Annotated in this window: 21 protein-coding genes; 14 read left to right on the top strand and 7 right to left on the bottom strand. The window is 48.1% G+C overall.

Annotated elements, in window-relative coordinates:
- Positions 1–139 precede the first annotated feature (139 nt).
- Positions 140–622 carry a hypothetical protein gene (locus tag H8K36_RS13725; RefSeq protein ID WP_186917059.1) on the top strand — a complete coding sequence of 161 codons (483 nt, stop codon included), beginning with the start codon at positions 140–142 and terminating at the stop codon, positions 620–622.
- A 111-nt stretch (positions 623–733) separates the two neighbouring features.
- Positions 734–1,210 (top strand): FKBP-type peptidyl-prolyl cis-trans isomerase, encoded by a 477-nt coding sequence (locus H8K36_RS13720; RefSeq protein WP_186917058.1) that lies wholly within the window; start codon positions 734–736, stop codon positions 1,208–1,210.
- Positions 1,211–1,263: 53 nt separating this feature from the next.
- On the opposite strand, the gene H8K36_RS13715 is transcribed toward H8K36_RS13720, so the two are convergent.
- The 3 genes from H8K36_RS13715 to H8K36_RS13705 all read right to left on the bottom strand — a co-directional run bounded on the left by H8K36_RS13715 (position 1,264) and on the right by H8K36_RS13705 (position 4,043).
- Positions 1,264–2,961: an amidohydrolase gene (locus H8K36_RS13715; protein ID WP_222611225.1), complete on the bottom strand. Its 1,698-nt coding sequence runs from the start codon at positions 2,959–2,961 to the stop codon at positions 1,264–1,266.
- 20 nt (positions 2,962–2,981) lie between these two features.
- Entirely contained in the window at positions 2,982–3,680 is a 699-nt protein-coding gene (locus tag H8K36_RS13710) for a transposase (RefSeq protein WP_186917057.1), read from the bottom strand.
- Between the two features lie 90 nt (positions 3,681–3,770).
- Positions 3,771–4,043 carry a hypothetical protein gene (locus H8K36_RS13705; protein WP_186917056.1) on the bottom strand — a complete coding sequence of 91 codons (273 nt, stop codon included), beginning with the start codon at positions 4,041–4,043 and terminating at the stop codon, positions 3,771–3,773.
- 217 nt (positions 4,044–4,260) lie between these two features.
- Here H8K36_RS13705 and H8K36_RS13700 point away from each other — a divergent pair, with 217 nt between their 5' ends.
- From H8K36_RS13700 to H8K36_RS13670, 7 genes are all read left to right on the top strand, one after another.
- Positions 4,261–4,932 carry an ANTAR domain-containing response regulator gene (locus H8K36_RS13700; RefSeq protein WP_370587147.1) on the top strand — a complete coding sequence of 224 codons (672 nt, stop codon included), beginning with the start codon at positions 4,261–4,263 and terminating at the stop codon, positions 4,930–4,932.
- A 439-nt stretch (positions 4,933–5,371) separates the two neighbouring features.
- Positions 5,372–6,544, top strand: a complete 1,173-nt coding sequence (locus H8K36_RS13695; RefSeq protein WP_230404649.1) for a CmpA/NrtA family ABC transporter substrate-binding protein — start codon at positions 5,372–5,374, stop codon at positions 6,542–6,544.
- 104 nt (positions 6,545–6,648) lie between these two features.
- Positions 6,649–7,473 carry a nitrate ABC transporter permease gene (gene ntrB, locus H8K36_RS13690; protein WP_186917160.1) on the top strand — a complete coding sequence of 275 codons (825 nt, stop codon included), beginning with the start codon at positions 6,649–6,651 and terminating at the stop codon, positions 7,471–7,473.
- Positions 7,474–7,500: 27 nt separating this feature from the next.
- A complete protein-coding gene (locus H8K36_RS13685) occupies positions 7,501–8,316 on the top strand; it encodes an ABC transporter ATP-binding protein (protein ID WP_186917054.1) in 816 nt (271 codons plus the stop codon).
- Between the two features lie 16 nt (positions 8,317–8,332).
- Positions 8,333–10,762: a nitrite reductase large subunit NirB gene (gene nirB, locus H8K36_RS13680; RefSeq protein WP_186917053.1), complete on the top strand. Its 2,430-nt coding sequence runs from the start codon at positions 8,333–8,335 to the stop codon at positions 10,760–10,762.
- A gap of 32 nt (positions 10,763–10,794) precedes the next feature.
- Positions 10,795–11,139 carry a nitrite reductase small subunit NirD gene (nirD, locus tag H8K36_RS13675; RefSeq protein ID WP_186917052.1) on the top strand — a complete coding sequence of 115 codons (345 nt, stop codon included), beginning with the start codon at positions 10,795–10,797 and terminating at the stop codon, positions 11,137–11,139.
- A 20-nt stretch (positions 11,140–11,159) separates the two neighbouring features.
- Complete coding sequence (locus tag H8K36_RS13670) at positions 11,160–13,961, top strand: nitrate reductase (protein WP_186917051.1); 2,802 nt, start codon at positions 11,160–11,162, stop codon at positions 13,959–13,961.
- Here the strand turns inward: H8K36_RS13670 and bchE are convergent.
- Both bchE and H8K36_RS13660 read right to left on the bottom strand, forming a co-directional pair.
- Entirely contained in the window at positions 13,956–15,482 is a 1,527-nt protein-coding gene (gene bchE / locus H8K36_RS13665) for a magnesium-protoporphyrin IX monomethyl ester anaerobic oxidative cyclase (RefSeq protein WP_186917050.1), read from the bottom strand. The two genes, H8K36_RS13670 and bchE, sit on opposite strands and share 6 nt — an antisense overlap.
- 98 nt (positions 15,483–15,580) lie before the next feature.
- Positions 15,581–16,480, bottom strand: coding sequence for a LysR family transcriptional regulator (locus tag H8K36_RS13660; RefSeq protein WP_186917049.1), 900 nt, complete (start codon positions 16,478–16,480; stop codon positions 15,581–15,583).
- A 169-nt stretch (positions 16,481–16,649) separates the two neighbouring features.
- Here H8K36_RS13660 and H8K36_RS13655 point away from each other — a divergent pair, with 169 nt between their 5' ends.
- The 3 genes from H8K36_RS13655 (at position 16,650) to H8K36_RS13645 (ending at position 19,126) form a co-directional block, all read left to right on the top strand.
- Positions 16,650–17,288, top strand: a complete 639-nt coding sequence (locus tag H8K36_RS13655) for an NAD(P)-dependent oxidoreductase (RefSeq protein ID WP_186917048.1) — start codon at positions 16,650–16,652, stop codon at positions 17,286–17,288.
- Between the two features lie 140 nt (positions 17,289–17,428).
- The gene (locus tag H8K36_RS13650; RefSeq protein WP_186917047.1) at positions 17,429–18,613 is read left to right on the top strand and encodes a tetratricopeptide repeat protein; all 1,185 of its coding nucleotides are present in this window, start codon (positions 17,429–17,431) and stop codon (positions 18,611–18,613) included.
- Positions 18,614–18,631: 18 nt separating this feature from the next.
- Complete coding sequence (locus tag H8K36_RS13645) at positions 18,632–19,126, top strand: cache domain-containing protein (RefSeq protein WP_186917046.1); 495 nt, start codon at positions 18,632–18,634, stop codon at positions 19,124–19,126.
- A gap of 105 nt (positions 19,127–19,231) precedes the next feature.
- On the opposite strand, the gene H8K36_RS13640 is transcribed toward H8K36_RS13645, so the two are convergent.
- Both H8K36_RS13640 and H8K36_RS13635 read right to left on the bottom strand, forming a co-directional pair.
- Positions 19,232–19,558 carry a hypothetical protein gene (locus H8K36_RS13640; protein WP_186917045.1) on the bottom strand — a complete coding sequence of 109 codons (327 nt, stop codon included), beginning with the start codon at positions 19,556–19,558 and terminating at the stop codon, positions 19,232–19,234.
- A gap of 263 nt (positions 19,559–19,821) precedes the next feature.
- Positions 19,822–20,925 carry an ornithine cyclodeaminase gene (locus H8K36_RS13635; RefSeq protein WP_186917044.1) on the bottom strand — a complete coding sequence of 368 codons (1,104 nt, stop codon included), beginning with the start codon at positions 20,923–20,925 and terminating at the stop codon, positions 19,822–19,824.
- 279 nt (positions 20,926–21,204) lie between these two features.
- Between H8K36_RS13635 and H8K36_RS13630 the strand changes: the two genes are divergently transcribed.
- Positions 21,205–21,627 (top strand): Lrp/AsnC family transcriptional regulator, encoded by a 423-nt coding sequence (locus H8K36_RS13630; protein WP_186917043.1) that lies wholly within the window; start codon positions 21,205–21,207, stop codon positions 21,625–21,627.
- A gap of 139 nt (positions 21,628–21,766) precedes the next feature.
- Entirely contained in the window at positions 21,767–23,101 is a 1,335-nt protein-coding gene (locus H8K36_RS13625; protein WP_186917042.1) for a sensor domain-containing diguanylate cyclase, read from the top strand.
- Positions 23,102–23,291: the final 190 nt, after the last annotated feature.

Here is a 23,291-nt window from a genome sequence, read left to right as displayed (position 1 = left end):
GTTAATCAAACTTCGTAGGAGACATCATTCTTACAATTCCCAACTTCTATCCTAGTTAAGCACATCTCAATTGCGCAGGATAGTTTGATACAAGCAGTGATAACGCTTATTTGGCAACGAATTTCTGTGAGATGAGTCCATGCCTAAATCAAAACGATCACGTAAGACCTTCATGCGCTTATTAGTGCTATGTTCTGCATCCGTGCTGCTTCTCTTTATAAGTGCTTTGTATTGTGGTTCGACGATGGCACAGGATCTAGAGCGCGCCGAGCTGCAAGGGCAATGGCTGGGCGAATGGCGCCCATACGAAACGCAGTATCAACAAATACCCGGGCGTATTCCTATCAGACTCACTATCAGAGAGAAGTCAATCATCAGCGGTAGTTTCGGTGACAGCAATTTCATCAGCGAAAAAATAGAACGGCAAGCTAAGCAAATCATGGTGTGGGCAAAACTAGATCGACCGATTCGCTTTGGCAAAGATCACGTGAAGGATCACCTGATTATTCTGATCACGAGCATCAGGCAAGACCAACTCTCTGCAGATGCACACCTCAAATCACGTTTTAGCTTTGACTTTAGTATGCATCCCGGCGAGCTCAAAGCCAGCAAACTCAAATAATCACTACCCACGGCACCCTCTACAAAACCCGCTGTGCTAGGGCAAAATGCGCATTTCCGCTAATTTCCGCTATCATGCTACAGTTTTTAATTGTCCATAGAGAATTGCATCATGATTATTGATAAAGATACCGTCGTTACCTTGCGCCTGACTGTGAGTGAAAGCACTGGCAAAGTGTTGGAAGATGGCAAAACGCCTGTGGCCTATTTACATGGCGGCTACGACAACTTGCTACCGAAAATTGAAGAAGCCTTGCAAGGCCAAGCAGCGGGCTTCAAAGCAAGTTTAACTTTGCCACCCGAAGACGCATTCGGTGTACGTGACGAGAGCTTGCTGCGTACGATTTCCAAAAAAGATTTCCCACCAGGTGTAAAAGTTGGCGGTGCGATGCAAGGCGTGAACGATCAAGGTGAAGAAACTGTCTACACCGTACTGAAGATCAAGGGCGACCAAGTGATGTTAGATGGTAATCATCCACTCGCAGGTAAAACCTTGAAAGTGGGTTTGAGTGTCTTAGAAGTACGTCCTGCAACACATGAAGAAGTCGCACATCGCCACGTTCATGGCGAGCATGGCCATCATCATTAATCGTTGATAAAAATTGGCGGCATGTTCTCTCTTTCATGCCTGCCAAAGTTCAATTACTTTTGACGCGCGGTGTTTGGTTTAAACCGATCAAATACCAGCTTTCCTCCGACTATCGTCATGTCAACCCTCACATCCTTGATACGTTCTGCTTTGATCTGAAAAATGTCTTCGGATAGCAACACCATATCTGCCCATTTTCCAACGCTGATACTCCCCTTATTCTGCTCCTGAAACTCGGCATAAGCAGAGCCCATGGTATAGCCGTACACCACTTCCGCGACGCTCAGCTTTTGTTCTGGGTACCAACCTTGCGGATGCTTGCCGTCGAGCGTGGCGCGGCTCACTGCGGCATGTATCGTTGCGAGCGGATCTAAAGGTGCGACCGTCCAATCGGTACCAATCGCCAACTTCACGCCGTGCTGTAGAAGGCTGCGAAAAGCATAAGTACGACTCGCGCGATCACTGCCTATGCGTTGATCAACAAATCGGCCATCATCAATCGCATGATAAGGCTGCACCGAAGCAATCACATTGAGTGCTGCAAAGCGTGCGAAATCTTTGGCGGCCAAGTGTTGCGCGTGTTCGATACGCAAACGGCGATCACGCGGTCCGTGCAATCGCTGCATCTCTTCAATGAGATCGAGTGTCGCCGAAATACCAGCATCGCCAATCGCATGAATACAAAGTTGGTTACCCGCTGCATCTGCTTTCATTAAGCGTTCACGCATTTGCTGCTGATTGAGCATTTCGGCTGACAACATACCGCGCGTCTCAGGGGTATCGGTATAGGCTTGTTCGAAATAAGCAGTACTTGAGCCCAGTGATCCATCTGCATAAGTTTTAAAGGCACCCATGCGCAAAAAGTCGCTACCAAAGCCACGTCGAATACCGAGCTTCGCCACCTCATCAACATACTCCAACATCGGAGCCACATACATACGCGAACTAAGCTCGCCGCGCTCTGCAAGCGCTGCATAAATTGCGATATCACTTAAGAGTGGGTTCATATCTTGCAGACTCGTCACACCTTGGGTCAGTGCGTACTGCAAACCGGCTTTGATCGTGTGCAAGCGTTTCTCTTTGCTCGGTTCAGGGATCACTTTAAACACATAATCCATTGCAGCATCGCGCAATAAACCGGTGGGATTACCATCTTTGTCGCGCACGATCTCGCCACCGGGTATATCAGGCGTATTGCGATCGATACCTGCAAGTTTCAAAACCACAGAATTTGCCACCGCCATATGCCCATCATAGCGGGTGACAAATACAGGACGATTAGCGGTAAGTGCATCAATCATTTGCCGCGTGGGCAGTTGTGGTTGTGTGAACGCTTGGTCGTCCCAATTTCCGCCCAAAATCCACTCGCCCTCGGGCATCTTGGCCGCATGTGAGGCGATTCGCTTTGCAAATTCCTGCGGTGAAGAGGCATCTTTTAAATCGACTTCTGAAAGCGAGTTACCACCATCGGCGAAATGGACATGCGCATCGTTGAAGCCAGGCAGCAAACGTCTTCCTTTGGCATCGATTACCGAAGTATGCTTGCCGCGCCAAGCCATGACCTTGTTCTCTGAGCCGACGGCAACTATCCGATTGTGCAAGACGGCTACAGCTTGCGCCTGGGGCTTATTTGCATCGACCGTCCACACCTTTGCATTGTGTATGATCAGATCTGCTGCGGGCTTTTGCGCAAAGGCGTCGGTCACCATGGCACTCGTTACTAGCATGACGCTGAGAATGAAATAACGCATGGTATTTGCTCCTAATAGGTTCAATCGCTAGGTTTATGTTTGCGCGGACGCCCCCTCGGCACAGGTTCTACTCTGCGCTCGGTGAGTTTCGCCATCTCAGCCTTGTACATGTCAGAACCGAGAACCCAGGCTTTGCTGGTGGCATTCGTAATAGCGCTGAAGTTAGCAGAAGACAAACCACGTTCGAGCAGCTCACGATAAGCCGCTTCGCGTTGGAAAGGCGTATTTCCCAAGCCCCAATACATCGCATGATCAGCAACCAAAGGATCCGCTCGCAAACCCAAATGGTGCTGGCAGCTCGACCAAGGATAATTTACAGGCTCTTGCGCCAAGTGCAGCCGAACTGCCATCTCTTCAATCAACACACAACAAGGCAAGAAGTAAGTTGATGCTTCAATCACTGTTGCTTTGAAACGTCCTTGCCACAATAAGCCACTGCGCTTGTACTTCGCATTGAAATACGGAACATAATAGCGCCCCAGCCATTGCATCATCTTGCCAAGTGCGAGCTCATCATTCGGTGTTGCAAGTAGATGGAAGCGATCAGGCAAAATACTATACGCATGCAAAGCCACACCAAATTGCTTCGCGCCCGACTTTAACCAATCGAGAAAAGCCGTGAAGTCGGCGCTATCGACGAACAAGGTTTTGCCGTCGATACCAGACTGCGTAATATGGTGCGCTTGATGGGGAATAACCAGACGCGGAAGTCTTGCCATTTGTGTTCTACCAATGCCTAAAATAATTAGGGACATTGTAGTGGAAATCACGATAAACGCCTACGCGAGCTTGGCGCATCTCTCGCCAGATCATGCTAAATCGGTTTCAACAATCTTAAGTTTGCAACGCGGTAGCGTCAATTTCACCATATTAAGAAGCAGCTGTGCGATTGCTTTTGCTTCGTGTAAACCAATTGCATGTATCGCAACCGCCTGCGGCTGGAGGCGACGCAACTCTCTCAATAAAGCAAGGAGGTGAAGATGGCGTTTTTCTGCTTGGTCTTGTGAGAAAGCAGTCTTTAGCTCCAATGTGCCTGAGCGTAAATCGATATGCAGCTGAATGTTGAGAACAGGAGTATTCATTTTGGCTTTGCGCCTCTAAAGTTAATCGAGCGATGACTTTAGAACTGACTTGTGAAGTCATGATGTGCTGCATGTGAACTTTCGCTTTCATTGATTTACATGCCAAAAACTCTATTATCAGAACCAACTCATGATCTTGGCGCGATACTTGCATTCACTTAGACTCAGTGACACAAAACGACTGAGACCAAATCTAACGCTCTTTAAAGGACATAACTTGCTCGACCCGCATGCCACCAGTTTAAGAATCGTGGTGATCAATACTGTAGAAGAGACTGTAGATGGCACAGTAGACCACTCATCGCCGTCAGAGGCTGAAGCTGACCCGGTAATGCAGCGTCAGCGTGCGCGTTCACGTGACCTCAGAATTGGTCTGCTACAAGCGGGATACAATGTGGTCGCCTCGATTCCTGGTGACATCTACTTGGTAGAACGTCTGACTCAACTACAGCCAGATCTCATCATTATTGACGCAGAGTCCGATGCGCGCGACGTGCTTGAGGACTTAGTCATGGTCAGCCGTGACGCCCCTCGCCCTATCGTCCTCTTTACTGAAGAAGGCACACCATCACAACTCGAAGCGGCGATGAGCGCTGGGGTCTCCGCCTATGTCGTCGCAGGCTTACAAGTGGAAAGAGTGAAGCCAGTATTAGAAGTGGCGGTGGCGCGCTTCAACGCAGATCAGAAACTACGTACCGAGTTAAGCGAAACAAAAAACAAATTGGCCGAGCGTAAAATCATTGATAGAGCCAAGGGCATCCTAATGGAAAAGCATCATTTGAGCGAGAACGATGCCTATCAAAAGTTACGTAAACAAGCGATGGAGAAGAACCTCAAATTGGTCGACTTGGCCCAACGCATACTCGATGTTGCCGACCTACTCGGTTGATACCAGTTCGCGTGCGTTTTTGGTGCAACGCACCAATTTGGCATCCAATTCGGTGCATCTTGAACCTATTTTTCACGACTAATTCGACATTGTCGGCGAATTCGAGCAGATACCACTTGGCACGCAACTTGCTAAACTTATTTTAAGTACCCAATCGGTACAGCGGATATCGAGCCAATGGCGGTTCGGTTCCACCAGACAAAGGCGTCTTACTCATTCACTGCTTTCAGTGTGATGAGAAGACGCTTTTTTGCTTTGCGCATTCGGAATAGTTTGATTTTGCCATTTGATGTTTACCTAAAGCAGGAGTGAAACCATGGACAAGCAAGTATCTGCCAACACAAACGATGAGGTTCAACATGCACATATCACCGACCGCCCCGTCGACCCCAGTCGTCGTCAATTATTACAAGGCGCCAGCGCACTGGCTGCAGGAAGTATGTTAAGCCTGAGCACAGGCGGCGTGTGGGCCGCAGGTTCAGATAAACCAGAAAAAGAAGAAGTCAAAATCGGTTTTATTCCACTGACCGATTGTGCCTCTGTCGTGATGGCTTCCGTGCTCGGTTTCGACAAAAAATACGGTATCAAAATCATTCCAACCAAAGAAGCCTCATGGGCAAGTGTGCGCGATAAGCTGGTCAATGGCGAACTCGATGCGGCGCACGTTCTCTACGGCTTAATCTATGGTGTGCAACTCGGTATTGGCGGCCCTAAAAAAGACATGAATATTTTGATGACGCTCAATAACAATGGGCAAGCCATCACTCTTTCCAAAAAACTTGCAGATAAGGGGGCTATCGACGGCCCTGGCTTAGCAAAGCTAATGCAAAAAGAAAAACGCGACTACACCTTTGCGCAAACCTTTCCAACCGGTACGCACGCCATGTGGCTCTATTATTGGTTAGCGGCACATGGTGTCAATCCGATCAAAGAAGCCAAAGTCATTACAGTACCGCCACCACAAATGGTCGCCAATATGCGTGTCGATAATATGGACGGCTACTGTGTTGGTGAACCGTGGAATCATCGTGCGGTGGCTGACGGCATAGGCATTACGGCAGCGACCACCCAAGACATTTGGCGCGACCATCCAGAAAAAGTCTTGGGTACCACGGCAGAGTTTTCGCAAAAATATCCCAATACGGCACGTGCTGTCGTCGCTGCGATTCTTGAAGCAGGCCGTTGGATAGACGCATCGCTCAGCAACAAACAAAAAATGGCTGAAACCATCGCTGAAAAATCGTATGTGAATACCTCAGTCGATGTCATCAACCAACGTATTCTTGGTCGCTATCAAAATGGATTAGGCAAGACTTGGGATGATCCTAACTACATGAAATTCTTTAATGATGGCGCAGTGAACTTCCCTTACCTTTCGGATGGTATGTGGTTTATGACGCAGCATCGTCGTTGGGGACTATTAAAAGCAGATCCAGACTATATGGCGGTTGCGCAGGCCGTCAACCGTATCGATTTATACAAAGAAGGTGCCAGCTTAGCCAAGGTCAATGTCCCTAAAGACCCTATGCGCAAGAGCAAACTTCTCGATGGCAGCGTATGGGATGGAAAAAATCCCACGGCGTATGCGAACTCCTTCAAAATCAAAGCGTGAGAACGGTCATGACTGCGACAGTAAGTAAGCTAAGCGTGAATGGATTACCTGAAGCAAAGGACAGAAGCCAGCATACGAATCTGACTTCCGCTGCAAGTGTCGCCATGCCAAATGAGGAAAAGCATAGAGTGAAACCTCCTCGTCTATGGCTAAACAAACTTGCCGACATTGGACTGTATTTATTACCTCAAGTGCTAGGGCTAGCACTCTTGGTATTGATCTGGTCCATCATCGCTGAAAAGAACAGCGCATTGCCGACACCGACCGCCACTTATCATGAAGCGCTGAAGGTCTTTGCTGATCCGTTCTACCAAAATGGTCCGAACGATCAAGGCATAGGCTGGAACATTTATGCATCGTTGAAAAGGGTGGCGCTGGGTTTCGGTTTGGCCGCTGTCATCGGCATTCCTCTGGGCTTTATGATAGGACGCTTCCGTTTTCTGGCAGGCATGTTTAATCCTATCATTAGTTTGCTCAAGCCTGTCTCACCCTTAGCTTGGCTGCCGATCGGTCTCTTAGTATTTAAAGCGGCGCATCCCGCTGCGATTTGGTCAATCTTTATTTGCTCGATCTGGCCCATGATCATCAACACGTCAATCGGAGTACAACGGGTGCCGCAAGACTACTTAAACGTCGCCCGCGTACTAGATTTGTCGGAATGGAAAATCTTTACCAGCATCCTATTCCCCAGCGTCTTACCTTACATGTTGACTGGTGTTCGTCTAGCAATAGGCACAGCATGGTTGGTTATCGTTGCCGCTGAAATGCTGACTGGTGGGGTAGGTATCGGCTTCTGGGTATGGGATGAATGGAATAACTTAAATGTTCCGCACATCATCATCGCCATCGTTGTCATTGGTTTAGTCGGGCTCGTACTCGAACAAATTTTGGTCGCCGCCGCACGCGCTTTTACCTACGACAGTAACTGAGATCGAGTGAAGACAGAGGAAAATAGGATGGATAACACTAGCCACAAAAAGTATATCGAAGTCCAACACGTTGATATGGTGTTCAATACCAAACATGGCAGCTTCCATGCCTTAAGCGATATCAATTTAACGATCGCAAAAGGCGAATTCATTACCTTGATTGGCCATTCAGGTTGCGGCAAATCGACACTCTTGAACTTGCTTGCTGGACTCACTCGGGCGAGCTGCGGTAATTTGATTTGTGCAAATCGAGAAATCTCTGGCCCCTCTCCGGAACGCGGCGTCGTTTTTCAAAACCATTCGCTCCTGCCTTGGCTCACCTGTTTTGAAAATATCTATCTTGCAGTGGAACGTGTATTTGGCCGCGCTGAGCGTGTGAGCAAATTAGTTGATCGTACCCACCGCGCCTTGGCCTTAGTCGGTTTAAGCGCGGCAGAGAAGAAACGCCCACACGAGATTTCAGGTGGCATGAAACAACGGGTCGGCATCGCGCGGGCGTTGGCGATTGAACCCAAAGTATTGCTGATGGACGAGCCTTTTGGCGCACTCGACGCACTCACTCGTGCGCACTTACAAGATGAGTTGATGAAGATCGTCGCCCAAACCGAATCAACGGTAGTGATGGTCACCCATGATGTGGATGAAGCTGTTTTGTTATCCGACAAAATCGTGATGCTCACCAATGGCCCTGCTGCCACTATCGGCGAAGTTTTGACGGTCAGCTTACCACGACCTCGTGATCGCGTTGCACTCGCTCATGATCATGACTACATCCAATACCGAGCTCAGGTTTTGGAGTTCCTCTATCACCGCCAATCGCATCCTACCAAAGACGCTGCCTAAAGTTTTGGAGTTGAAAATGAAAAAAATGAAGCTGGTCATGATTGGCAACGGTATGGCGGGTGTTCGTACGCTGGAAGAGTTATTGAAGATCGCGCCAGAACTCTATGATATTACGGTGTTCGGCGCTGAGCCCTATCCGAACTACAACCGTATTCTGTTGTCACCGGTACTCGCAGGCGAGCAAACAATAAAAGACATCATGCTCAATGAGCTTGAATGGTATAGCGACAATCACATCACGCTGCATCTCGGTAAGAAAATTGTCAGCATCGATAGAGTCAATCGGCTCGTCACAGCAGAAGATGGTACGCGAGCGCATTACGATCGGCTCCTAATCGCGACCGGCTCTAGTCCCTTCATGTTGCCAGTACCAGGCAAAGACTTAAAAGGTGTCATTGCTTATCGCGATATTCACGATACCGAACAAATGATCGCCGCGGCGAGTCAACATAAACACGCGGTCGTCATCGGAGGTGGCTTGCTCGGCTTAGAAGCGGCCAATGGCCTTAAACTCCGTGGAATGGATGTCTCTGTCGTCCATTTACCCGCGTGGCTGATGGATAGACAACTCGATCAGACCGCAGCCAAGATGTTGCAGAAATCGCTCGAGGAACGTGGCCTGCAATTTTTACTTGAGAAAAACACCGAAGCCTTACTGGGCGACGATCAAGGACAAGTGTGCGCTATCCGCTTTAGTGATGGTCTCGAAATTCCAGCACAACTGGTGGTGATGGCGGTCGGGATACGTCCCAATACGAGTCTGGCCGAGTCCGCTGGCCTGTATTGTAATCGTGGCATCGTGGTCAACGACACCATGCAAACTTACGACCCTCGTGTCTATGCTGTCGGTGAATGCGTCAATCATCGCGGTACGGTGTATGGCTTAGTTGCCCCCCTTTTTGAAATGGCCAAGGTGTGCGCTAACCATTTGGCGAACTTCGGTATTGGTCGCTATCAGGGTTCTTTAACTTCGACTAAACTGAAAGTCACAGGGATCGACCTCTTCTCCGCAGGCGACTTCACAGGTGGCAAGAATACTGAAGAGATTATCTTGTCCGACCCGATCGGTGGCGTTTACAAGAAACTCGTCATTCAGGACGACAAACTCATTGGCGCTTGCTTATATGGCGATACCGTCGATGGTAGCTGGTATTTCAAGTTACTACGCGAGGGAAAAAACATTGCAGAGATCCGTGATTCTTTAATGTTTGGCGAATCGAATACCGGCGATGTGGGCCATGAAGGTCATACCAAAGCTGCCGCTATGCCAGACAACGCGGAAGTGTGTGGTTGCAATGGCGTCTGCAAGGGTACGATTGTCAAAGCCATTAAAGACAAAGGCTTATTTACCATCGAAGACGTGCGCAAGCATACCAAAGCATCGGCGTCTTGCGGTTCCTGCACAGGATTGGTCGAACAGATTCTGATGTTCACTGCCGGTGGCGACTACTCCGCCACACCGAAGGCAAAAGCGATGTGCGCTTGCACTGAACATTCGCACAGCGTGGTGCGCGAAGCGATTCGTCAGCAGCATTTGCTGACTATCGCTGACGTGCAGAAAAGTATGGACTGGAAAAGCCCTAACGGTTGCGCCAGTTGTCGTCCAGCATTGAACTACTATCTGATTTCAACTTGGCCGAAAGAGGCGATCGACGATCCGCAATCGCGGTTCATTAACGAACGAGCGCATGCCAATATCCAAAAGAACGGCACTTATTCTGTGATTCCTCGGATGTGGGGCGGTGAGACTAACGCCTCTGAATTGAGGCGTATCGCTGACGTGGTCGACAAATACCAAATCCCAACGGTAAAAGTCACTGGCGGACAAAGGATCGATCTGCTGGGGGTAAAGAAAGAGGATTTGCGAAACGTCTGGCAAGAGCTAGGCATGCCCTCTGGACTTGCTTATGCCAAAGGTCTGCGCACAGTAAAAACCTGCGTCGGTAGCGAGTGGTGCCGCTTCGGCACACAGAATTCCACGCTGATGGGGCAACAACTCGAACGCGCCTTAGCACGCATGTATGCACCACACAAAGTGAAACTCGCGGTGTCTGGCTGCCCACGTAATTGTGCTGAAGCCGGCATTAAAGACGTGGGTGTTATCGGGGTCGACTCAGGATGGGAAATCTATATTGGAGGTAATGGTGGCATCAAAACTGAAGTCGCTCAATTCTTAGTCAAACTCAAAACCCATGAGGAAGTGATGCAATACGCGGGCGCCTTTTTGCAGTTATATCGCGAAGAGGGATGGTATCTAGAGCGCACAGTTCACTACTTGGCGCGAGTTGGCATGGATTACATCAAAAAAACCATGATCGAAGATGCTGAGCGACGGCAAGAACTCTATCAGCGCTTATTGTTTTCGCTCGACGGTGAAGCAGATCCTTGGCATGAACCTGAAAAAGCGCACGTCGATCTGCGTCAATTTGAAAGTATTTCATCGTAATCGCATCCACTCGATATTTAGGAGAGATCAGCATGTCTACCTCATGGCAAAAAATCTGTTACGTTAGTGACATCCCTGTGCTCGGTGCCCGTGTTTTCACACGTCCCACTGGTGCTGATATCGCCATCTTTCGTACCAGCCAAGACAAAGTCTTTGCTATCCTTGACAAGTGCCCGCACAAGGGTGGGCCTCTATCACAAGGCATTGTGTTCGGAGATAAAGTCGCTTGCCCTTTGCATAACTGGAATATCGAATTGCAAAATGGCTGCGCCACCGCGCCTGACGTGGGTTGCAGCCAAACGTTCCAAGTTCATCTCGATGGTGGACAAATATTCCTACATAGTGATGAAATTCGAAGCTTAGCGATCGAGCCCTGAACTCAAGAAAGAATATGGGCATGCATCCTACTACCCAAGAAACGAAATCAACCTGTTGCTACTGCGGCGTCGGTTGTGGCGTTATTATCGAACACAACGATTTAGAGATTACCGGTGTGCGTGGTGATCCAGAGCATCCAGCCAATTTCGGGAAGTTATGTAGTAAAGGTAGCAGCTTGCACTTAAGTGCAAAAAGGATTTTGCAGCAACAGGCCCGCGTATTAGCACCACATATGCGAGAAAATCGTGCAGACGCATTGCGCGAGTCTGATTGGGAAAGTTGTTTCGAGTTTGTGAGTGAACGACTAGCACAATGCATACAAGAACACGGCCCTGACAGTATTGGTTTGTACGTATCAGGCCAACTACTTACTGAAGATTACTATCTCTTCAACAAGCTAGCGAAAGGTTTAATTGGCACCAATAACATCGACAGCAACTCCCGACTATGCATGTCGAGCGCGGTGGCCGCTTACAGACAAAGTCTCGGTGCTGATGCGCCACCATGCTGTTACGAAGATATCGACCAAGCAGAAGTGATCCTGATTGCAGGCTCGAATACCGCCTATGCGCATCCAATTCTATATCGTCGCATCGAAGAAGCGCGTAGGAACAGACCACAACTCAAGGTGATTGTTGTCGATCCACGGCGCACTGATACTGCGCAAGAAGCTGATCTCCATCTGGCGATACAACCTGGGACAGATGTTGCCCTATTTAATGGCATGCTCTATCTCTGTTTGTGGGAGGGATGGCTAGATCAAGAATTCATTCGGTCACACACCGATGGATTCACAGAACTCAAAGACCTCGTTCGCGATTTTACGCCCAGTATGGTGGCAAAGACCTGTGGCATTCGAGAACAAGATTTGCTAGAAGCCACCCGTTGGTTTGCTACCTCCAATGCGAGTCTATCTTTGTATTGTCAGGGCTTAAATCAATCGACCGCGGGCACGGCAAAAAATAGTGCCCTAATTAATTTACATCTAGCAACGGGCCATATAGGTCGTGAAGGAGCAGGTCCGTTTTCTCTCACTGGCCAACCCAATGCGATGGGTGGGCGGGAGACAGGAGGCATGGCGAACTTACTATCGGCCCATCGTGATTTAAATAACGCACAGCATCGGGCTGAAGTTGCGGAACTTTGGGGGGTAGACGAACTACCATCGACTGCAGGAAAAACAGCGGTCGAAATGTTTAACGCAGCACGCCAAGGCGAAATTAAGATCCTCTGGATTGTATGCACCAATCCAGCTCAGTCGATGCCTGACCAACATTTGATCAGGGAAGCTTTAGAACGCGCAGAGCTGGTTATCGTACAAGAAGCCTATCGCGGAACAGCAACGATGGCCTATGCAGATGTCGTTTTCCCAGCAGCAAGCTGGGGAGAAAAGTCGGGCACGGTGACTAACTCCGAACGACGTATTTCTCGTGTAAGAGCGGCTTTATCTCCCTTTGCGCAAGCGAAACCAGACTGGGAAATTGCGAAGGCCGTTGCGCTCAAACTCGCAAGAAAACTCCATCGAGACAAACCGTATTTCGACTATGCTGACAGTGAAGAAATCTGGAATGAACATCGCCAAAGTACTGCCGGTAGAGACCTCGACATTACCGGACTTTCCTATGGCATCTTAGATGAACAGGGCCCGCAACAATGGCCTTATCCCTTTGGCGCACAAAAGGGCGCTACCCGCCTTTACACTACCGCTCAATTTGCTACCGAGAATGGCCGCGCAAAGTTCATACCGACCGCATATATTGCGCCAAGTGAAAAAGTATCCGCACGCTATCCGTTTTTGCTAAATACTGGACGTCTACGCGATCAATGGCATGGCATGAGTCGCACAGGAACCGTTGCTCAACTATTTGCACATGCACCAGAGCCTTCAGTTCAACTCGCCGCTAGCGATATGCAAGCACGTTTTATTACGGAGGGTGACTTAATAGAGATTAGCAATGCAAGAGGAAAGATCATCTTGCCTGCGAATCAAAGTGATAGCCTACACTCGGGTCAGGTTTTCATCCCTATGCATTGGGGTCAAGAATTTACTGGTGGCCATCATCTGAATCAAGATCAGATGAGTTCTGAGCATCTGGGTGTCAACGCACTCACCACCAGTGCTTTCGATCCAAGTTCTAAACAACCGGAATTGAAACTGGCCCATGTGAAGATCAATAAGATCGATTTAGCATGGCGTTTCCTGGCAGTGACGTGGATTAGTGAAGAAGAGCTGCTTGAGGTTCAGCAGAACTTACGCCAATTTTATTCAGATTTTTCTTACGCGAGTTGCACCCTCTTTGGACGTGGTGAGGATGCAGGGATTGTCTTTCGTGGCGCGCATACCGAAACCATTAACGCAGACCGTTTTCAGGCATTATTACAGCTCCTACAAATCGATAGCAGTGACAATCTACGATATGAAGATAAAGCTCGTTCAGCATCACGCCACATTCGACTACAACAAAATCATAATACTCGTACCATTCGTAGCTATGCACTCACAGGAGACATCAGTGCTGAATCTTGGTTGAGCCCTTTATTGCATACGAAAGAACCTATTATCCAAAGTGCAGCGCTACTGCAAAAAAATGCTTCATTAGGCAACCTGAAGTCTCCTGCAAGTACCATCGTCTGCAGCTGCATGAACGTGTCACGTGAAAAAATTCAAGATGCGTTATTAAATCGAAGTCAAATAGCAATCGCCCTCGCTCCATCCGATAAACTAAAACTGTTGCAGAATCAGCTCGCATGCGGCACAAACTGCGGCTCATGCCTGCCGGAGGTCAGAAAACTCATACAACAAACACCTTTAGCCTCATGAAGCTGTTTTGATTGTTATATGCTTGCGTTTCTGCATACTATATTCCCTCTGCTCGAGTGAGTTTCCTAAAAAAGCTTCAAGACTAGGCCCCCGTTTTTGACGACGGCCTTTGAACAAAAAATGAAAGACTTCATGAAACCACACACGCCTACCAATACGGGTGTACCAACGCATGGCATAGCCAACGTCTGAATCTCTTACAAACAAATTTCGGAAAATGGCTTTCGGTCGTAATTGCATGATGACTTCGATACTCTTCACCCACAGGAAGACACGCCACGCTGGCACTTTTTGGGTTGCCAAGACTTGGTGCTTGTAGTCCCATTTGCGTGTATCTGTTTGGATCACTGTGCGTTGCATCACGGTTGGATAGTAGGGCGTCCAGCGATGAGGCGTGACGTATAGCATCTGAATTTGATCCGGATCGTAACGCAGTAAATGGCGCAATGAACGCCAATAATCGAGATCAGTCTCTTCCTCAAATCCAACGACGTAGGTCGCCATCGAGACAATGCCATGCTTTCTCATCAGTTGAATCGCCTGCTGATCTTCGCTGATACTACCGCCCTTCTTGATGCGTTTGAGCGTGGCTTCGCTATAACTTTCAATTCCCAGCAGGAAGCGGATCACACCGGCCTTTTTATATAAGTGAAGAATATCGGCATCGCGTACGATATCGCTGGCGCGGGTGGAGCCGACCAAGATCAAAGGCACATTTTCGGCGATCAAGGCTTCGAGAAAAGCTTTCCATGCCTTGCGTGAACCCGTTGGTAGTTCATCGGCAAAATTGATCAATTCCACACCATGTTCACGATGCAGATTCGCAAGCTCACGCGCAAATCGAACGGGATCGCGATGTCGCCACTGGCTCCAAAAACCACGCTGTCCGCAGTAGCTGCACAGATGTGGGCAGCCGCGTGAAAATTGCGCGACCACTGCGCGCTTGCCGCCCCAATACGAATAACGACGGTGGTCTATCAATTCCCAAGCAACGCGATAGTCGTCGAGTTTCTCTATCATCTCTGCGGGTTCACTCGCATACACCTCGGCACCTTGCCGAAATGCGATACCTTTGATCTCCGTGAGGTCGCCCCCGCACTGCAACGCTAGTAGTAATTGCGTAGCAGTGCGTTCTCCTTCGCCACGGACGATGACATCAATTGATTCTGTTTCTTTCAAAATCTCATCGTAGTGATAACTAGGATGAACACCACCATAGACGATACTGACCTCAGGCAAAGTAAATTTCAGCATGCCGCACAAAATCATGACTGTGGCGTGCACCGACGAAGAACCGGAATGCCCGATCAGAATCCAATCAGGCCGACGGTTACGAGCCTCTTTGACGACCTCGAACAGGTTCATCGGGCCAAATTCGGCATCGAGCAAATCGAGCTGGAACCCTGCATCAATCATAGGGCCAGCTATGCTCAGCAAGCCCAATGGTGGCAAATGCTCACGCGGGATACGGCTACCGATCGCCGTATGCGGCGGGTTAATCAGTAAGACTCTGTTTTTCATGGATGACCTCGCTTCTATGTCAGAACTAAAGGAGATCGCATTCTAAAAACAGCTTGTGAAGTCAGTATGTGTTCAAAGTGAAGCGTAGCGCGTTCAGTTCACTGCAAGTAGTCCCGATAGAAATCGATGAAGGCACGTACTTTCGCGGGCATGTGGCGCCCCGGTGGCAAAACCGCATAGATTCCACCCTGCGGTAAACTCCATTGCGATAAAACACGTTCTAAATTGCCAGCTTTAATCGCTTGTTGTGCGCTCATTTGTTCCATCACCGAAATACCCAGACCTTGCTGCATCAATGCCAGCATTGAGCTCGGTGCATCAACCTGAATTCGCGATTTCATATGCACTTGGCACTGCTCTTGGTGTGGCCCAACAAATTTCCAAGTTAATGGGGCCGATAACAATGACAGTGCAATCCATTCGTGTTCACGCAATTCCGAAGGATGACTGGGTCTTCCCCACTTTTTAAGATACGTAGGCGACGCCAATAACCATTGCTCGAACTCACCGAGCTTGATCGCCCGCTGGGACGAATCTCTGAGCCATCCCATGCGAAACGACAGGTCGATGCCATCTGCAATCAGATCAGTAATCCGATCATTGGTACGCAGATCAACACGTAGATGCGGATGAAGCTGAGCGAATTTCGCGAGTGCTGGCGCAACCGATTGACTGGCATGATTGACGCTGGCAGATACGCGCAGCACGCCATGCAACTCGGTGGCTGGATTCCCCAATTGATGCAAGGCTTCGCGCAATCCTGCAAGATATGGTTGACACTGTTCGTGTAGCTGCCGCCCCGCATCGGTCAAGCTGACCTGACGGGTAGTACGGATGAACAAACTCGTCCCCAACTGTTTCTCCAGCCTTGCAATTTGCAGACTCACTTTCGCTTTGGCGATGTCGAGCTTATTTGCCGCTGCGGTAAAACCGCCCATCTCGACAACAGCATCAAAAATACTGAGCGTATTGAGGTCAATCTGGTCCAATGTCGACATGCTAGCCGCTCCTCCATTGATTAGAAAATCGAAACAATCAATTCTAGATTTGCTTATTTATCTAGTCAATCTAAAAGCGCATACTTCTTCTCACACTGTACCGCTTGATCACTTTCGAGCGACCAGTCAAAAAAACCAAACTCATCCGCAATCGCGAAAGGAATACATCATGCAAGTAGCACTCATCGGCGCATCAGGTTTTATCGGCTCAGCCATCTTGAAAGAATTATTAACACGCGGACATCAGGTTCACGCTTATGTTTCTCGACCAGAGAAACTAGCAGCACATCCACAATTGCATGCGCATCGCAGCGACGTGAATAATGTCGAAACCCTGAGTGCGCAGCTGAAAGGTCACGATGCTGTGATCACCGCCTTTAGCGGTCATGCGCAAAGCAATACCTTGGACTACTACGTTGACGGTATGAAGAACATTATCGCCGCAGCAAAAACAGCTGCCGCGGCACGTTTATTAGTAGTAGGAGGAGCTGGCTCACTCGAAGTTGCACCTGGCGTTGCCTTATTAGATACGCCAAACTTCCCGGATGCGTATCGCGCTTCGGCTGAAGGCGCGCGCCAAACGTTGCTGATGTTGCGTGCCGAAACTGCTTTGTCTTGGACCATGCTCAGCCCGGCCGCGATGATCGCACCAGGTGAACGCACAGCGCAATTTCGCCTTGGTAAAGATCAATTGTTGACTGACGAATCCGGTAATAGCCACATCTCTGTCGAGGACTATGCCGTGGCGATGGTGGACGAATTAGAGAAAGCGGAACACATAGGAAGCCGCTTCACTGTTGCATATTAATTGCACCTCTTACCCTTTTTATCCCATCAATGACCCTCTCTGTCGCAATTTGCTTTGCAGCATAACGAATTCGAACTATTCTGAAGATCAGAGATCGAATTCACAGTGCAAGATCTGCACTGTGCGACAGGGAGACCAGAATGCTAATTAGTCTACAAATCCGGGCCAAGTATCTCGCGTTGATGAGCTGCGTGGCACTTCTCTCGGCATGTGCCATGCAGCGCCCCGTCGTCCAAGTACCACAGCACCTGTTTGACGACCAAAGCTTTGCCATTGCCAAACAAACACCTGATGCTGCTGCTATCTTCGCGCCAACCGCGGAGATGAAGCAATTTATCGCCAAAGAAATTCTGACCCAGATACGTTCATCAAGCCATCAACGAGCACTCTTCAACGCTCTCTACACCAAAGCACAATTAAAACTGGAATACGATTCAAGCTACACGCGAAATGCTGCCGAGACCTTTAGTGCGAGATCGGGCAATTGTTTATCGCTCGTGATCATGACAGCAGCGATAGCAAAAGAAATGGGCATGGATATCAGCTATCAAAGTGTCATCACCCCAGAAACGTGGAGTCGAAATGGTGCACTTTATTTCAATGTTGGCCACGTCAACATCGTATTAGGGAAACGTCATTTCGATGATAGGAATCACCTCGACAAGAACCATCAAATGACGATTGATTTTTATCCACCAGAAGAAATCGCTGGTCAACGAACCTTAGAGCTCGAGGAAAAGACCATCGTCGCCATGTATTTCAATAATCGAGCTGCAGAGAGTATGTCGGCGGGTGACCTCAACCAAGCATACCATTGGGCACGTGCTGCATTAACTGCTGACCCTAGTTATGCTGCCGGATACAATACCCTTGGCGTGGTCTATTTGCGCCATAAGAATGATGAACTGGCCTATAACGCACTTGATGCCGCTTTAAGACTTGATCCATCCAGCACGGTTGCCATGTCGAATATCATACAAGCGATGGAACAAACGAATCGCCTAGCCGACGCCAAAGCCATGCAAGAAAAGCTGGCAAGTCGGCAACCCTTCCCCCCCTTCCACTTCTTCAAATTGGGAATGAAAGCGATGGAAGATCAAGATTACCAAACTGCCAAACGATGGTTTGAGCGTGAGCTCGACCGCGCGCCGGATTATCATGAATTTCACTTTTGGCTGGGGATGGCACACCTGAAGTTAGGCGATATGAAAGCGGCTGAACAGCACCTAACCGCAGCAAAATCAAATAGCACCTCACAAGAAGTCTACTCAATGTACTCATCGAAACTTGATCGTTTTCACGCAGCGCAAAGCAAGTTTCAATAGACCAAAGCACTTAAATCAATGAACAAAGCACTCTTTTCCTTCACAAAATATCTGCTGACTTGTATTGCGTCTCTACTCCTTATTTCATGCGCTGCAAGCGAAGATGTTGGCGCCAACAAAGCGGAAGCGGTGGCAATGGTCAAAAAAGCGGTCAGCTTCATCCAAGACAATGGACCAGCAAAGGCTTATCGAGAATTTAATTCGCAAGAGGGTCAATTCACCGACCGCGATCTTTACATTGTGGTCTATGAAATCAATGGCATCGTCCTTGCACACGGGGCAAATCCCAAGATGATAGGCAAAGACCTCATTAATCTTACCGACGTTGACGGCAAAGCATTCGTGATTGAACGGCTGGCACTCGCCCGCAATCACCAGCAGTTCTGGCATGAATACAAGTTTAGGAATCCTGAAAGTAAGAAGATCGAGCATAAGCTCATGTATTGCGAACGCCTCGACCAGACCATAGTCTGTGGGGGTATTTATGTAGAGCCGGGAACTACTTCAGATTAGGCGCGAACTTGCTGCCCAGAAATGAAAACAGCGACAAACCATCACAGTGGCTTGTCGCTGTTATTATTTTCTACTCAGCGCTCAGATGAAGGCGCTGCGGTAAATTTATGCTGCCAAAAAAACTGGTGTCTTTGCAACAGCAGAATCACGCGCCGATACTGGCAGCTCTGCCAAATGTGCTGCACCGCTCATCAATTCAGCGATACGGTCTGTCAAAGCACCTTCCTGTGTCGCCAATTCAAAATGCGCTGGACGTTGGCTTTGTACAATACCCCAACGCACGATAGGGGAACGACCACTGCCGTCTAACAAAGCATGATCACGCAACCATTGCTCAAAAAAGCGTGTTGGCATTTCACTATCAACCCAGATCAAGTGATCAGACGTCATCACTTTATTGTAAGAAGGGCGAACTAAAATTTCGTAAATCATGATGTTTCCTCTCGGGGGGTACTCTTCACTATTCTCAAACCTTCGTGTGAAGATGCTTACGTCCAAGAACGTGAGCCAGAAACAGTCGGTTGACACAAATACTTACAAAATCTCAGTTTTTTTCACTTTTTCGCCTTTATTTTTGTTTTGAATAAAAAAAAACCCGAATTCTTAAGGAATTCGGGCTCAATCGGTAACTACCGGACGATCAAACTTATATGATTTACTACCAAAAATATCTACAATAAGCAAAAATCTATCACTTAGGCTACGAATGCTGGAACAGCACGTGCAGCTGTTGTTGTCGTAGGAGCATTAGCGCCAATGAAACCAAACAGATTTTTTGGATCTGGCAATGCTGGAATCAATGACAAAGTTTCATTCATACCCAACTCAATCGCTACATCGCGCATGTAGCGTAAAGCAGAGTAATCTTCCAAAGCGAAACCAACAGAATCAAAAATCGTTACTTGGTCAGCGCTGCTACGGCCAACAACCTTGCCTGACAACACTGTCCACAATTCTGTCACTGGGAAGTCCGCTGGCATTTGTTGCATATCGCCTTCGATACGCGATTGTGGCTCAAATTCGCAGAATACTGGACCCATACGCAATACATCGGCGTGCAACTCTGTCTTACCTGGGCAGTCGCCACCTACGCCATTGATGTGCATACCTGGCTCAATCATGTCTGGCGTAATGATCGTTGCATTGGTTTTGTCTGCAGTGACCGTCGTGATGATGTCCACGCCTTTGACTGCTTCTTTAGTGCTATTGAAACGTTTAGTTTTCAAACCAAATTTCGCCAAGTTGGCTTCCAATTTGTCTGTTGCAGCGGAATCGATATCGTACAAATGGAAAGTCTCAACGCCCAACAAATGATGGAATGCTAAAGCTTGGAAATCGCTTTGTGCACCGTTGCCGATGATCGCCATTGTTTTGCAATTGTCACGTGCCAATGCGCGGGCAGCCACTGCAGACATCGCTGCTGTGCGAATTGCCGTCGTTAAAGTCAATTCACTAACCAACTCTGGCACACCTGTTTCTACGTCAGCCAATACACCGAAAGCCATTACTGTTGGCAAATTAAAGCGGTGGTTACTTGGATGGCCGTTCACATACTTAAATGTATAGCTCTTGTCATCAGCGATCGGCATCAATTCGATCACGCCCACGTCAGAGTGGCTAGCAACACGAGCGCACTTATCAAACGCGTTCCAACGCAAGAAATCTTGGTTGATATAAGAAGCAACGCCAGTGATACAAGCAGCGATGCCACGTTTGTTGATGATTTCAGCAACGCGTTCTGCGCTCAAGTATTGAGTTACTGCGCGACGTGGTGTAATTGTTTGTGTAGTTGTGGACATGATGGTCTCCGTTTTTCAATTCTCTAATTCAATCCCCTGATAGCGGGGCGCTCGAGAACTTGCGCAAAATTTCTACAACCAGCTGTTTGATAAAACAGCGCTTTTACTGTTTCTATGAAGCGAAGGGGTAAATCTCGCTGCAACAACTTTGCGTAAGTTCTTTTTAAAATCTGATGGAAGGATCTTACGGGATGTTAATGTTAAACAGAATCAGCAAAAATGTACCAATTTCGTCAAAAAGCTGGCAAAATGAAGACCTAAATTGACGGAATAAACAAAATGGATGCTTTAGATCAACAATTAATTGGACTTTTGCGCACCAATGCCCGCCTCAGTATTGCCGCTTTGGCATACAAATTGAAGGTGTCGCGCGGGACGGTCAATAATCGCATTGAAAAACTCGAAAAAGACGGTGTCATCGTCGGCTATACCGTACGGCTGCGTCCCGACGCCCAGCCAAACGAAATCCATGCTTGGATTAGCATCGCCGTCGAGGGCAATGAAACGCGGGCGGTCATCGCTAAATTATTAGGTGAGCCAGGGATTGAGGAGATTCATGACACCAATGGACGTTGGGACTTACTGGCCAGTCTACGAGCCGAAAACCTATCTGAGCTGTCGACCATCTTGGAACGGATACGCTTGATCAAGGCAATTCAAAATACGGAGACGAGTATTCACCTGCAAACCTTCCGTACCTAATTTCGAGGCATGTTTCTAGCACGTCGGCTACGCCATAAACATTTGACCCATATCAAATAGACAGATTTCCAGCAGCGTATCCTAAACAAAGGGGAAAACTTCACTAAACAAAGAACTAACTGGTCGATGAAAAAGAACCATGGACAACAAACCTCATGTGCAGATTCACGCAGCATCATCACTGCAAGCGAATGGTCTCAATAAATGCGCGAACTGTTTTAACTTACTCGAATACTTGCGTTATGGCGTGCTTTACTGCACTCCAAAAATCAATGACAAGATCGACACACATGATTTTCTCATCGCATATGCCAACCATACCTTTTCCAAACTTACAGGTATCGAAGCACTCAATAGCGCATCGCTAAAGAAAATCAGCAATCGCTTCTCGATGGGGGAAAATTCCTTGCTTAGCTTGGCTTCTAAAGTCATGCATACGAAAGAGCCCATCACCCAAGAATGCCAAGATGAAAGGGGCACTCAGTGGTTCAGTATTAATTTAAGTCATATCGAACTTTACGATGAGCCTGCACTTGTCATTGCCATCGAAGATATTAGTAATCGCAAACAAGCTGAACTTGACTTGCAAAGAATGAATCAGGACTTCATCACAGTCTTAGAATCGACTTCTGACTTCATTTACATTAAAGACAAAGAAAGTCGCATTCGCTATTGCAGCCAAACCTTAGCGGAAATCACAGGACATCAGAGCTGGCGCGATATGGTCGGCAAGCACGACAATGAAATCTTTCCCTTAGAAACCGCACAGGTTTATATACAAGAGGAAGTACCGATCTTCCGCGATGGAGTCGCCGTGCTCAACAAAGTAAATCCCTATTTCCGCGCTGATGGCAGCGTCGGTTGGGTTAGTACTAATAAATGGCCGATGTTTGCGGAAGATGGAAAAACGGTCACCGGCATTTTCGGTATCAGCCGCGATATTTCTGAGAGCAAAGCGCGCGAAGACGAATTGCGCACGATGGCCACCACAGATTTCCTAACAGGCTTAGCCTCACGCCGCGACTACATCGATGATCTCAATCGCCAAATTGCGCGGATACAGCGCTCACCGCAAGCACTATGTAGTTTATTATTGATCGACCTCGATCTATTCAAACGTGTCAACGATATCTATGGCCATGCGGTTGGCGACCACATGCTGCAACACATAAGCCGCCTGATGCGCAATGATCTGCGCCGCGTCGATAGCATCGGTCGCATTGGAGGCGAAGAGTTTTCAATCTTAATGCCAGACACCGATATTCAAGCAGCGAAGACATTTGCAGAACGCCTACGCAAGAAAATCGAAATCACCCCACTGCTCGATGGCGAGCGCAGTATTCCAATTACCATTAGCATCGGTATCACGCAAATTCACGTAGAAGATAGTTCAGCAGAAAGTGTATTTGAACGCGCTGATGTCGCCTTGTATCGCGCTAAAAATTCAGGAAGAAATCGCGTCGAGTTGGGTTAAAAAACGACGATCAATTAGAGTTCAATCGAGATCTATCACACTTCTTTACTCACTTTCGCTTCAGCGAACCTTCCGGTTTACTTGTAAATCAATTCTTATTTGCTATTGAGGTTCATTAAATCTCTTACTTTGAAAGTACTTTGAGTAATCCCTTACTTCGAACCAAACCGCTGTTTATGCATATTCGTTC

It is taken from the genome of Affinundibacterium nitidum, from assembly GCF_014284155.1.
GTDB classification, from domain to species: domain Bacteria; phylum Pseudomonadota; class Gammaproteobacteria; order Burkholderiales; family Burkholderiaceae_D; genus Undibacterium; species Undibacterium nitidum.
Note: the sequence above shows the minus strand (reverse complement) of the source record. Positions and strands in the feature narration are given on the sequence as shown.